The sequence below is a fragment of the Kutzneria sp. NPDC052558 genome, from assembly GCF_044547355.1.
Lineage (GTDB): Bacteria > Actinomycetota > Actinomycetes > Mycobacteriales > Pseudonocardiaceae > Kutzneria.
Genome location: NZ_JBIUAG010000040.1, coordinates 76414 through 88477, shown reverse-complemented (window position 1 = coordinate 88477; position 12064 = coordinate 76414). Strand labels below are relative to the sequence as shown.

General features: G+C 70.8%; 11 protein-coding genes. 10 read left to right on the top strand and 1 reads right to left on the bottom strand.

Annotation, left to right across the window (positions count from 1 at the left end; translation table 11 throughout):
• Nucleotides 1-421 precede the first annotated feature (421 nt).
• From ACIG5F_RS43055 to nusB, 3 genes are read left to right on the top strand one after another with little or no spacing between them, the layout of a single operon-like run.
• The gene (locus tag ACIG5F_RS43055) at nt 422-1489 is read left to right on the top strand and encodes a M24 family metallopeptidase (RefSeq protein WP_396526010.1); all 1068 of its coding nucleotides are present in this window, start codon (nt 422-424) and stop codon (nt 1487-1489) included.
• A gap of 54 nt (nt 1490-1543) precedes the next feature.
• Nucleotides 1544-2107 carry an elongation factor P gene (gene efp / locus ACIG5F_RS43050; RefSeq protein WP_396526009.1) on the top strand — a complete coding sequence of 188 codons (564 nt, stop codon included), beginning with the start codon at nt 1544-1546 and terminating at the stop codon, nt 2105-2107.
• Nucleotides 2107-2526: a transcription antitermination factor NusB gene (gene nusB, locus ACIG5F_RS43045; RefSeq protein WP_396526008.1), complete on the top strand. Its 420-nt coding sequence runs from the start codon at nt 2107-2109 to the stop codon at nt 2524-2526. The genes efp and nusB overlap by 1 nt, the downstream gene beginning before the upstream one ends.
• 93 nt (nt 2527-2619) lie before the next feature.
• Here nusB and ACIG5F_RS43040 read toward each other — a convergent pair whose 3' ends face one another.
• Nucleotides 2620-3108 carry a transcriptional regulator gene (locus ACIG5F_RS43040; RefSeq protein ID WP_015803953.1) on the bottom strand — a complete coding sequence of 163 codons (489 nt, stop codon included), beginning with the start codon at nt 3106-3108 and terminating at the stop codon, nt 2620-2622.
• A gap of 259 nt (nt 3109-3367) precedes the next feature.
• Between ACIG5F_RS43040 and pyrR the strand changes: the two genes are divergently transcribed.
• From pyrR to pyrF, 7 genes are read left to right on the top strand one after another with little or no spacing between them, the layout of a single operon-like run.
• Entirely contained in the window at nt 3368-3967 is a 600-nt protein-coding gene (gene pyrR, locus ACIG5F_RS43035; RefSeq protein ID WP_396526007.1) for a bifunctional pyr operon transcriptional regulator/uracil phosphoribosyltransferase PyrR, read from the top strand.
• Nucleotides 3964-4896 (top strand): aspartate carbamoyltransferase catalytic subunit, encoded by a 933-nt coding sequence (locus ACIG5F_RS43030; protein WP_396526006.1) that lies wholly within the window; start codon nt 3964-3966, stop codon nt 4894-4896. Before pyrR ends, ACIG5F_RS43030 begins: the two co-directional genes overlap by 4 nt.
• Entirely contained in the window at nt 4896-6176 is a 1281-nt protein-coding gene (locus ACIG5F_RS43025; RefSeq protein WP_396526005.1) for a dihydroorotase, read from the top strand. The genes ACIG5F_RS43030 and ACIG5F_RS43025 overlap by 1 nt, the downstream gene beginning before the upstream one ends.
• Nucleotides 6173-6682 (top strand): transporter, encoded by a 510-nt coding sequence (locus ACIG5F_RS43020; RefSeq protein ID WP_396526004.1) that lies wholly within the window; start codon nt 6173-6175, stop codon nt 6680-6682. Before ACIG5F_RS43025 ends, ACIG5F_RS43020 begins: the two co-directional genes overlap by 4 nt.
• A complete protein-coding gene (carA, locus tag ACIG5F_RS43015; RefSeq protein ID WP_396526003.1) occupies nt 6679-7800 on the top strand; it encodes a glutamine-hydrolyzing carbamoyl-phosphate synthase small subunit in 1122 nt (373 codons plus the stop codon). Before ACIG5F_RS43020 ends, carA begins: the two co-directional genes overlap by 4 nt.
• Nucleotides 7800-11120, top strand: a complete 3321-nt coding sequence (gene carB / locus ACIG5F_RS43010; RefSeq protein ID WP_396526002.1) for a carbamoyl-phosphate synthase large subunit — start codon at nt 7800-7802, stop codon at nt 11118-11120. Before carA ends, carB begins: the two co-directional genes overlap by 1 nt.
• Entirely contained in the window at nt 11117-11986 is an 870-nt protein-coding gene (gene pyrF, locus ACIG5F_RS43005) for an orotidine-5'-phosphate decarboxylase (RefSeq protein ID WP_396526001.1), read from the top strand. Before carB ends, pyrF begins: the two co-directional genes overlap by 4 nt.
• Nucleotides 11987-12064 lie beyond the last annotated feature (78 nt).

Sequence of the window (12064 nt, the reverse complement as noted above, 5' to 3'; positions counted from 1 at the left end):
GAGCCTGCCCGATAGCGCCTTGATACGCCATCGCCCAGAGGTCTCCGCGCAAAATCCACCCGGAGTCAGCTGGATAACGGCCCCTCACACCTCAATCAGACTCCACCCCGCCGCCACCAACCCCAAACGATCCACCCCACCCCTCAAACAGACAACAACCCCCCACCTCTCACCGCAATCCCCACCCCTCGGCAACCGCGCGGCGCGGGCACCAGAACCACACCCACCGACCCACTAGCCAAACCGCCAAGCTTCGCCGATGGGGGGGGCAAACCCCACCCCTCGGCAACCGCGCGGCGCGGGCACCCAAAGCACACCCACACCCACACCCACAACCGCCCACCCACCCCCCAACAGCTCGGCGAGCGAAAGAGCGAAAGTCGGGGTCCCGACGGCGCGCCAGCGCAATACGCTGCCAGGCATGGGCGAGGTGCACGGCAGGAGACGGGATGCGCTGCGGCGGCTGCTGGTGGAGCGGGAGTTGGATGCCCTGCTCGTCACCAATCTGCTGAACGTGCGCTATCTCACCGGCTTCACCGGGTCGAACGGGGCGCTGCTGGTCACGGCCGACGGCGCGGTGTTCGCCACTGACGGCCGGTACGAGACTTCGTCGGCGCAGCAGGTGCCGGACCTGGAGCGGGTGATCGGCCGCGACTGCGACCTTGCCCTGATGGCCAGGGCCAAGGGCCGCATCGGCTACGAGAGCGACCACGTCACCGTGGACGGCCTGGCCCGGCTGACCGAGGCGGCCAAGTCGCACCTGCACCGGGCTTCGGGGCTGACCGCCGAGCTGCGGCTGATCAAGGACGAGACCGAGGTGGAGGCGCTGCGCATGGCCTGCGCGGCGGCGGACCGGGCGTTGGCGGCGTTGATCGAGCACGGCGGCCTGCGGCCGGGGCGCACCGAGCGCGAGGTGGCGCGGGAGCTGGACGAGGGCATGCGTGACCAGGGCGCGCAGGGGCCGTCGTTCGCGACGATCGTGGCGGCGGGGGAGCATTCGGCGATCCCGCACCACGAGCCGACCGATGCCCCGCTCAAGGCCGGCGACCTGGTGAAGATGGACTTCGGCGCGCTGGTCGACGGCTACCACTCGGACATGACCCGCACGGTGGTGCTGGGCCGGCCGGCGGACTGGCAGGCCGAGATGTACGAGCTGGTGGCGGCGGCGCAGGCGGCCGGCCGGGCGGCGCTGGCGCCGGGCACGCCGCTGGCCGACGTGGACGAGGCGGCCCGTTCGGTGATCGAGGCGGCTGGCCGTGGCGAGGAGTTCATGCACGGCCTCGGACACGGCGTCGGCTTGGAGATCCACGAGGCTCCGGCGCTGTACAGGGGCAGTGCCGGTACACTATCGGCCGGCATGGCGGTCACCGTCGAGCCCGGCGTCTACGCGCCCGGGCGGGGCGGGGTCCGCATCGAGGACACGCTCGTCGTGCGCGAGGACGTGCCCGAGTTGCTCACCCTGACCACGAAGGAACTCGTGGTCGTCTGACACCTTGCGGTCCGCGAGTGCGGCCCGTTCGCGACTACAGGAGAAACCGCAACCGTGGCCACCACCAACGACCTCAAGAACGGCCTCGTGCTGAGCCTCGACAACGGCCTGTGGACCGTTGTCGCGTTCCAGCACGTCAAGCCCGGCAAGGGCGGCGCGTTCGTGCGCACCACCCTCAAGCACGTGCTCACCGGCAAGGTCGTGGACCGGACCTTCAACGCCGGCACCAAGGTCGACACGGCCACCGTGGACAAGCGCGGCATGACCTATCTGTACAAGGACGGCGCCGACTTCGTCTTCATGGACGGCGACACCTACGAGCAGATGAACATCCCGGCCGAGACGGTCGGCGACGCCGCCAACTACATGCTGGAGAACACCGAGGCCGTGGTGGCCGTGCACGAGGGCGTGCCGCTGTTCATCGAGCTGCCGACCTCGGTCGAGCTGGTCATCCAGCACACCGACCCTGGCCTGCAGGGCGACCGCTCCACCGGCGGCACCAAGCCGGCGACGCTGGAGACGGGCGCCGAGATCCAGGTGCCGCTGTTCGTCACCACCGGCGAGAAGGTCAAGGTCGACACCCGCGACGGCCGCTACCTGGGCCGGATCAACAACTGATGGGTGCCCGCAGCAAGTACCGCAAACGCGCGGTCGACGTCCTGTACGAGGCCGACCTGCGCGACGACGACGCCGTGACGCTGCTCGCGGGGCGGGTCGGCTCGCCCGACGTGCCCCCGGTCAACGACTACACGATCGCCCTGGTCGAGGGCATCACGGCCAATCGGACGCGGATCGACGAGCTGATCTCCGAGCACGCCGAGGGCTGGACCCTGGCCCGGATGCCGGCGGTGGACCGGGCGATTCTGCGGCTGGGCGTGTACGAGCTGCTGTGGGCGGCCGACGTGGACGACGCGGTGGCCATCAGCGAGGCCGTGGAGCTGGCCAAACAGTTGTCCACCGACGACTCGCCGCGCTTCGTCAACGGCGTGCTGGACAGCATCGCCCGGATCGCGGTGCACCTGCGGGCGGCGCTCTAGCGTCGATTCAAATCTGGAAGGCCGCACCGCCCGTTGCCGGGTGGTGCGGCCTTCCAGCGTTTGTCCCCAGGCTGTTGCGCGCGTGGCGCCGGCTCAGTCCTCCTTGGAGGGCCTTGCCTCGGGCGGTAGGACGCCCCAGTCGATCAGCTGCTCGGTGAGCTCACCGGGCGTCATGTCGTAGATGATGGCCAGCGACCGCAGGTCCTCGGTGCGGATGGAGAGCACCTTGCCGTTGTAGTCGCCGCGCTGGCTCTGGATGGTGGCGGCGTAGCGGGCCAGCGGGCCGACCTTCTCCGCCGGCAGCTGTTGTAGCCGCTCCAGGTTGATGACGATCTTGGTCGCCGGCTCGGCCCCGGACGGCACGCGGCCCTCCGGCAGCAGCTCGGCCACCGGCACGCCGTAGAAGTCCGCCAGCTCGGCCAGCTTCTGCACGGTGACCGCCCGGTCGCCGCGCTCGTAGGAGCCGACGACGACCGCCTTCCACCGACCGCCGGACTTCTGCTCGACGCCATGCAGTGACAATCCCTGCTGCTGGCGGATGGCGCGGAGCTTGGCCCCCAGCGCCTTGGCGTAATCGCCCATGTGGCGGTTCTCCGTTCATTCGCCCCGTCGGCCGGTAGCCATCGCCGCGGGGAGCCTGAGATCAATACGCAGAGTAATGGTCGCTCGCTGTCGTCACCAGGTCAAGCTGACTTCGCTGCGTCATGCGGGGGAGGGGGGTCCAACCACCCGGAAGGGCTACGGAGCGTGGCTGGTAACGTGGCCCCTGAACTCGGCAGATGCCGAGTTGACCCGACGTCCTTTAAGGACCCGTCCGGTGAGGCGGGGAAGGAGGTCCACCGTGGCGCCGCGTGTTCGTGGCGCGACGGACCCGGCCGAGCGCGAGCTCCTCTCGGCCGGCGATGTCGCGCGCACCATCGCCCGAATGGCCCATCAGATCATCGAGAAGACCTCGATCGGCGCAGACGACCCTCCTGGGCGCGATGCGAGGCCGGTCGTCCTACTGGGCATCCCCAGTCGGGGCGCGCCCCTGGCCCGCCGGCTGGCCGAGCTGATCGCCGAGTTCAGCGAGGTTCGAGTCCCCGTGGGCGCGCTCGACGTGACCCTGTATCGGGACGACCTGCGCCGTAGGCCGAACAGACCACTGGAATCGACCACCCTGCCCGAGGGTGGCATCGACGACTGCCTGGTGGTTCTGGTCGACGACGTGCTGTTCTCCGGCCGCACGATCCGCGCCGCCCTCGACGCGCTGCGCGACGCCGGCCGCCCGGCCTCGGTCCAGCTGGCCGTGCTGGTCGACCGCGGCCACCGCGAGCTGCCGATCCGCGCCGACTACGTGGGCAAGAACGTGCCGACCTCCCGCAGCGAGGAGGTGCACGTCTGCTTCGCCGAGGTCGACGGGCGCGACGGCGTGTACCTGCGACGGGAAGCTGACCTGTGAAACACCTGCTCTCCACCGACGGCCTCGACCCGGCGCAGGCCACCGCGGTGCTGGACACCGCGGACACGCTCAAGCGCACGCTGCTGGGCCGCGAGGTCCGCAAGCTGCCGACGCTGCGCGGGCGCACCGTGGTCACGATGTTCTACGAGAACTCCACCCGCACCCGGGTCTCCTTCGAGGTCGCGGGCAAGTGGATGAGCGCCGACGTGATCAACGTGTCGGCCGGCGGCTCCTCGGTCGGCAAGGGCGAGTCGCTGCGCGACACCGCCCTCACGCTGTCCGCCGCCGGCGCCGACCTGGTGATCGTCCGGCACCCGGCCTCCGGCGCGGCGCACCGCCTGGCCAGCTGGCTGGAAGGCACCGGCACCGGCGTGGTCAACGCCGGCGACGGCATGCACGAGCACCCGACCCAGGCGCTGCTGGACGCGGCCACCCTGCGGGAGCGGCTCGGGCAGATCGCCGGCCGCCGCGTCGCCATCGTCGGCGACGTCCTGCACAGCCGGGTCGCCCGTTCCAACGTGCACCTGCTGACGGCCCTGGGCGCGGAGGTGGTGCTGGTCGCGCCGCCGACCCTGCTGCCGACCGGCGTCGAGAACTGGCCGGTGGCCGTTTCGCACGAGCTGGACGCCGAGCTGCCGGCGCTGGACGCCGTGATGATGCTGCGCGTGCAGGCCGAACGCATGCACGGGGGTTTCTTCCCGTCCGCGCGCGAGTACTCGATCGCCTACGGCCTCAACGAGCGCCGTCTGTCCCTGCTGCCCGAGCACGCCGTCGTGCTGCATCCCGGGCCCATGCTGCGCGGCATGGAGATCTCCGCGGTCGTCGCGGACTCGCCGCGCGCCGCCATCACCGAGCAAGTCCGCAACGGGGTGCACGTCCGCATGGCCGTGCTGTACCACCTGCTCGCGGGAGAGGAAGAAGCCGCATGATGCTGATCAAGGGAGTCCGGCGCTACGGCGAGGGCGACCCGGTCGACATCCTGGTGCGTGACGGCGTGATCGCCGAGATCGGCCCGAATCTCGACCACGACGTCGAGACGATCGACGCCGACGGCCTGGTCGCGCTGCCCGGGTTCGTCGACCTGCACACGCACCTGCGTGAGCCGGGCCGTGAGGACACCGAGACGATCGCCACCGGCTCGGCCGCGGCGGCGCTGGGCGGCTACACCGCCGTGTTCGCCATGGCCAACACCGACCCGGTCGCCGACAACGCCGTGATCGTGGAGCACGTGTGGCGGCGCGGCCGCGAGGTCGGCCTGGTCGACGTGCACCCGGTCGGCGCGGTCACCGTCGGCCTGAAGGGCGAGAAGCTGGCCGAGCTGGGCACCATGGCCCGCAGCCAGGCCAATGTCCGCGTGTTCTCCGACGACGGCCACTGCGTCAGCGACCCGCTGATCATGCGCCGGGCCCTGGAGTACACCAAGGCGCTGGACGGTGTGATCGCGCAGCACGCCGAGGAGCCGCGGCTGACCGAGGGCGCGCAGGCCCACGAGGGCGAGCGGGCGGCCCGGCTGGGCCTGGCCGGCTGGCCGGCGGCGGCCGAGGAGTCGATCGTGGCCCGGGACTGCCTGCTGGCCAAGCAGACCGGCGCGCGGCTGCACGTCTGCCACGTCTCCACCGCCGGCACGGTCGACGTGCTGCGGTGGGCCAAGGAGCGCGCCACCTTGGTCTCGGCCGAGGTGACGCCGCACCACCTGCTGCTCACCGATGAGCGCCTGGCCACCTACGACCCGGTGAACAAGGTGAATCCGCCGCTGCGCACGGAGTCGGACGTGCAGGTGCTGCGGGAGGCGCTGGCCGAGGGCGTCGTCGACTGCGTCGCCACCGACCACGCCCCGCATGCCCCGCAGGACAAGGACTGCGAGTGGTCGGCCGCCCGCCCGGGCATGCTCGGCCTCCAGACCGCGCTGTCCATCGTGATCGAGACGCTGGTGCGGCCGGGCCTGCTGGACTGGCGCGGCGTCGCCCGGGTGATGAGCGAGAAGCCGGCCGAGATCGCCGGCCTCGCCGACCAGGGCCGGCCGCTCATGGTCGGCGAGCCGGCCACGCTGACGCTGGTCGATCCGCATGCCACGTGGACGGTGCGGGGCGCCGAGCTGGCCAGCGTCGCCGGCAACACCCCGTTCGAGGGCATGGAGTTGCCGGGCGTCGTGCGCACCACGATGCTGCGCGGGCGGGTCACCGTGTCCGAGGGGAAGGTCCAGGCATGACCAGGCTGGTGTTGGTGATCCTCGTGCTGGCCTTCTTCGTGCTGTGCGCCGCCGCGATGTGGTGGGGCTGGCGCAACAAGGCCCGCCGGCAGGCGCGGACGCTGCCGGCCTTCCCGACCGCGCCGGCGGAGCTGGGCGGCGAGCTGCTGCCCGAGCAGACCGGTGTGTACGTCAGCACGACGCTGGACGACAGCTGGCAGAACCGGGTCGCGGTCGGCGACGTGGGCTTCCGCTCGGAGGCCACGCTTCACCTGCACGACAAGGGTTTGCTGATCGAGCGGGTGGGCGCGAGCCCGGTCTGGATCCCGCGGGACGCGGTGCGGGACGCGCGCGTCGGCCAGGGTCTGGCCGGCAAGGTGATGTTCGGCGACGGCCTGCTCATCGTGCGATGGCAGGTCGAGGACCAGCTGCTGGACAGCGGGTTCCGGGCCGACGAGAAGGAGCACTACCAGGAGTGGGTGACCGCGCTGCGGTCCATGGCAGGCGTTGGAGGTGGCGCGCAGTGAGCGCACGCGAGCAGGCGGCGTTGGTGGTCGAGGATGGTCGGGTTTTCCGCGGTGAGGCGTACGGGGCGCTGGGCGCGTCCCTGGGCGAGGTCGTGTTCTGCACGGGCATGACCGGCTACCAGGAGACCCTGACCGATCCCTCCTACCACGGGCAGATCGTGGTGCAGACCGCGCCGCAGATCGGCAACACCGGCTGGAACGACGAGGACGACGAGTCGTCGCGGATCTGGGTTTCCGGTTACGTGGTGCGCGATCCCGCCCGCCGCCCGTCCAACTGGCGGGCCACCCGCTCGCTGGACGAGGAGCTGGTCCGGCAGGGCGTTGTCGGTATCGCCGGGGTGGACACCCGGACCCTGACCCGGCACATCCGCGAGCGCGGGGCCATGCGGGCGGGGGTGTTCTCCGGCGACGCGCTGTCCGATGTGGACACGATGCTGGCGCGTGTGCAGGCCGCCCCGCAGATGAAGGGTGCGGACCTGGCCGGCGACGTCACCACCGCGCAGACCTATGTGGTGCCGGCCGATGGCGAGCGCCGGTTCCGGGTGGCCGCGCTGGATTTGGGCATCAAGTCCAACACGCCGCGCATGATGGCCGCCCGCGGCATCGAGGTGCACGTCCTGCCGCTGACTTCCAGCCTGGACGACATCCTCGCGGTCGAGGCGGACGGCGTGTTCCTGTCCAACGGCCCGGGCGACCCGGCCACCCAGGACCACGGCGTCGCGCTCACGACAGGCGTGCTGGAGCGGCGGATCCCGTTGTTCGGCATCTGCTTCGGCAACCAGATCCTGGGCCGCGCGCTGGGCCGGGGCACCTACAAGCTCCAGTACGGCCACCGGGGCATCAACGTGCCGGTGATCGACACCGCCACCGGGCGGGTCGCGATCACCGCGCAGAACCACGGCTTCGCCCTCGAAGGCGAGCCGGGGGAGCGCTTCGACACCCCGTTCGGCGCGGCCACCGTGTCGCATTACTGCCCGAACGACGGCACGGTGGAGGGCCTGCGCTGTCTGGAGGCGCCGGCGTTCTCCGTGCAGTACCACCCCGAGGCCGCCGCCGGCCCGCACGACGCGGCCGCCCTGTTCGACGAGTTCTGCCAGCTGATGAGTGAGGCCCGCTGATGCCGAAGAGGACCGACATCTCCCACGTCCTGGTGATCGGGTCGGGTCCGATCGTGATCGGCCAGGCCTGCGAGTTCGACTACTCGGGCACGCAGGCGTGCCGGGTGTTGCGGGAGGAGGGCCTGCGCGTGTCGCTGGTCAACTCCAACCCGGCCACGATCATGACCGACCCCGAGTTCGCCGACGCCACCTACATCGAGCCGATCACGCCGGAGTTCGTGGAGAAGGTGATCGCCGAGGAGCAGGCGCTGGGCCGCCCGGTCCAGGCGATCCTGGCCACGCTGGGCGGGCAGACCGCGCTGAACACGGCCGTGGCGCTGCATGAGCGGGGCGTGCTGGAGAAGTACAACGTCGAGCTGATCGGCGCGGACATCGACGCGATCCAGCGCGGCGAGGACCGGCAGCTGTTCAAGGACATCTGCGCCTCGGTGGGCGCGCAGACGCCGCGTAGCCGGGTCTGCAAGTCCATGGACGAGGTCCGTGAGACGGTCGCCGAGCTCGGCCTGCCGGTGGTCATCCGGCCCTCGTTCACCATGGGCGGCCTGGGTTCGGGCATGGCCCACACTCCCGACGAGCTGGAGCGGCTGGCCTCGCTGGGCCTGGACGAGTCGCCGGTGACCGAGGTGCTCATCGAGGAGAGCGTGCTCGGCTGGAAGGAGTACGAGCTCGAGCTGATGCGGGACCGCAACGACAACGTCGTGGTCATCTGCTCGATCGAGAACATCGACCCGATGGGCGTGCACACCGGCGACTCGGTCACGGTCGCGCCGGCGATGACGTTGACCGACCGCGAGTACCAGCACATGCGTGACGTCGGCATCGACGTGCTGCGCGCGGTGGGGGTGGAGACCGGCGGCTGTAACATCCAGTTCGCCATCAACCCGACCACCGGCCGCATGGTCGTCATCGAGATGAACCCCCGCGTGTCCCGGTCGTCGGCGTTGGCGTCGAAGGCGACCGGCTTCCCGATCGCCAAGATCGCCGCCCGGCTGGCGATCGGCTACACGTTGGACGAGATCCGCAACGACATAACCGGCGAGACGCCCGCCTCCTTCGAGCCGACCCTGGACTACGTGGTCGTGAAGGTGCCGCGGTTCGCGTTCGAGAAGTTCCCCGGGGCCGACCCGACGCTGACCACGACCATGAAGTCGGTCGGCGAGGCCATGTCGATCGGCCGCAACTTCAGCGAGGCGTTGAACAAGGCGCTGCGCTCGATGGAGACCAAGGCCGCCGGCTTCTGGACCCAGCCCGACCCCGAGGGCGCCACGCTGGAGAACACGCTCAAGGCGCTGGAGCGGGGCCACGACGGCCGGCTCTACACGGTCGAGCGGGCGCTGCGGCTCGGCGCTTCGGTGGACCAGGTGCACGAGGCGTCGGGCATCGACCCGTGGTTCATCGACCAGATCCTCGCGCTGGGCGAGCTGCGTGAGGAGATCGTGGCGGCGGCGGTGCTGGACGAGGCGCTGCTGCTGCGGGCCAAGCGGGCGGGGTTGTCGGACCGGCAGATCGCCTCCCTGCGGCCGGAGCTGGCCGGTGAGGACGGCGTCCGCACCCTGCGCCACCGCCTCGGCGTGCGGCCGGTGTTCAAGACCGTGGACACCTGCGCCGCCGAGTTCGCCGCGCTGACGCCGTACCACTACTCGGCCTACGAGTCCGACCCGGCAGCCGAGACCGAGGTGCTGCCGCAGCGGGAGAAGCCGAAGGTGCTGATCCTCGGCTCCGGCCCCAACCGCATCGGGCAGGGCATCGAGTTCGACTACTCCTGCGTGCACGCGGCCATGGAGCTGCGCCGGGCCGGGTTCGAGACCGTGATGGTCAACTGCAACCCGGAGACGGTGTCCACCGACTACGACACCTCCGACCGCCTGTATTTCGAGCCGTTGACCTTCGAGGACGTGCTGGAGGTCGTGCACTCCGAGCGCGAGTCCGGCACGGTGGCGGGCGTGGTCGTGCAGCTGGGCGGGCAGACCCCGCTCGGGCTGGCCCAGCGGCTGGCCGATGCCGGAGTGCCGGTGGTCGGCACCTCGCCGGAGGCGATCAACTTGGCCGAGGACCGCGGCGCGTTCGGCGAGGTGCTGACCGCGGCCGGGCTGCCCGCGCCGAAGTACGGCACCGCGACGTCGTTCCCGCAGGCCAAGCGGATCGCCGACGAGATCGGCTACCCGGTGCTGGTGCGCCCCTCCTATGTGCTGGGCGGCCGGGGCATGGAGATCGTCTACGACGAGGACACCCTCGCCGGCTACATCGCGCGGGCCACCGAGGTGTCCCCGGAGCATCCGGTGTTGGTGGACCGGTTCCTGGACGACGCGATCGAGATCGACGTGGACGCGTTGTGCGACGGCGAGCAGGTCTACATCGGCGGCGTGATGGAGCACATCGAGGAGGCCGGCATTCACTCCGGCGACTCCTCGTGCGCGCTGCCGCCGATCACGTTGGGCCGCAGCGACCTGGAGGCGGTGCGCCGTTCCACCGAGGCCATCGCCCACGGCGTCGGGGTGCGCGGGCTGCTCAACGTGCAGTACGCGCTCAAGGACGACGTGCTCTACGTGCTGGAGGCCAACCCGCGGGCGTCGCGGACGGTGCCGTTCGTGTCCAAGGCGACCGCGGTGCCGCTGGCCAAGGCCGCCGCCCGCATCGCGCTGGGGGCGAGCATCGCGCAGCTGCGTGAGGAGGGCGTGCTGCCGGCCACGGGCGACGGCGGGCAGATGCCGGATGACTGCCCGGTGGCGGTCAAGGAGGCGGTGCTGCCCTTCCACCGGTTCCGCACGCCGGAGGGCAAGGGCGTGGACTCGCTGCTGGGGCCGGAGATGAAGTCCACCGGCGAGGTGATGGGCGTGGACTTCTCGTTCGGCAAGGCCTTCGCCAAGTCGCAGACCGCCTCCTACGGCTCGTTGCCGACCAAGGGCCGGGTGTTCGTGTCGGTGGCCAACCGGGACAAGCGGGCGATGGTGTTCCCGGTCAAGCGGCTGGCCGATCTGGGGTTCGAGGTCCTGGCGACCACGGGCACGGCTGAGGTGCTGCGGCGTAACGGGGTCGCCTGCACGGTGGTCCGCAAGCATTTCGAGGGCGAGGACAACATCGTGGACAAGATCCTGGCCGGGGAGGTGGACATGATCATGAACACTCCGTACGGCAACCACGGGCCCCGCGTCGACGGCTATGAGATCCGGACCGCGGCGGTGGCGCGGGACATCCCGTGCATCACGACCGTGTCCGGGGCCGCAGCGGCCGTCCACGGCATCGAAGCCCTCATCCGGGGGGACATCGGCGTGCGGTCGCTCCAGGACCTCCAGGCCGCGCTGAAGGGGGCGCAAGCATGATCGAGATCGAGTCCTTCGGGGCCCGGCTGGTGGCCAAGGTGGCCGCCGCCGGGCCGCTGGTGGTCGGCATCGACCCGCACCCGGGGCTGCTGTCGGACTGGGGCCTTCCGCTCGACGCGAACGGCCTTGAGCGGTTCGCGCTGACCTGTGTCGAGGCCTTCGGCGCCGAGGTGGCGCTGGTCAAGCCGCAGGCGGCGTTCTTCGAGGCCTTCGGCTCCCGCGGCGTGGCCGTGCTGGAGCGGACCATCGCCGAGGCCCGCGCGGCCGGCGCGCTGGTCATCGTGGACGCCAAGCGGGGCGACATCGGCTCCACCATGGCCGCCTATGCGACAGCGTTCCTGGCCGACGACTCGCCGCTGGCCGGCGACGCCGTGACGCTGTCTCCCTATTTGGGATTCGGCTCCCTCGATCCGGCTTTGGAGCTCAGCGAGAAAACCGGCCGCGGAGTTTTCGCGCTCGCCTTGACTTCCAACAAGGAGGGGCCGTCCGTGCAGCGGGCGCGCACCGACGAGGGAGTTTCCATCGCCCAGTCGATGGTCGACGCGGCCGCCGAGCGCAACGACGGTGTCCAACCGTTGGGCCATGTGGGTGTCGTCATCGGGGCCACAGTCGGGCGCACGGACCTGGATCTGTCTCACCTGAACGGGCCTGTGCTGGCCCCCGGACTGGGGGCCCAGGGCGGCACCGTCGCCGACCTGCGACGGCTGTTCGGCGGCATTTCCGGTCTCGTGCTGCCCAGTTCCTCGCGGGACGTGCTGCGGCACGGCCCCGATGTGGCGGCGCTGCGCGCGGCCGCGGTCGCGACCAGGGAATCCGTCCGCGAGCTGGGCGAATCCACAGGCGTGGCAGGGGATTTCGCGAGTTGATCTTGGAACCGCGCTGGTCGTGCATAGCACACGGGGCATCGGGGGCATATCACCGGTGGCGGTGATCGCGCCGTCGGG

Bases quoted from the DNA above. Each gene is read 5' to 3' on its own strand.
- ACIG5F_RS43055 (WP_396526010.1), top strand. From the start codon at position 422: ATGGGCGAGGTGCACGGCAGGAGACGGGATGCGCTGCGGCGGCTGCTG.
- nusB (WP_396526008.1), top strand. From the start codon at position 2,107: ATGGGTGCCCGCAGCAAGTACCGCAAACGCGCGGTCGACGTCCTGTAC.
- pyrF (WP_396526001.1), top strand. From the start codon at position 11,117: ATGATCGAGATCGAGTCCTTCGGGGCCCGGCTGGTGGCCAAGGTGGCC.
- carB (WP_396526002.1), top strand. From the start codon at position 7,800: ATGCCGAAGAGGACCGACATCTCCCACGTCCTGGTGATCGGGTCGGGT.
- ACIG5F_RS43025 (WP_396526005.1), top strand. From the start codon at position 4,896: ATGCTGATCAAGGGAGTCCGGCGCTACGGCGAGGGCGACCCGGTCGAC.
- ACIG5F_RS43040 (WP_015803953.1), bottom strand. From the start codon at position 3,108: ATGGGCGATTACGCCAAGGCGCTGGGGGCCAAGCTCCGCGCCATCCGC.
- ACIG5F_RS43020 (WP_396526004.1), top strand. From the start codon at position 6,173: ATGACCAGGCTGGTGTTGGTGATCCTCGTGCTGGCCTTCTTCGTGCTG.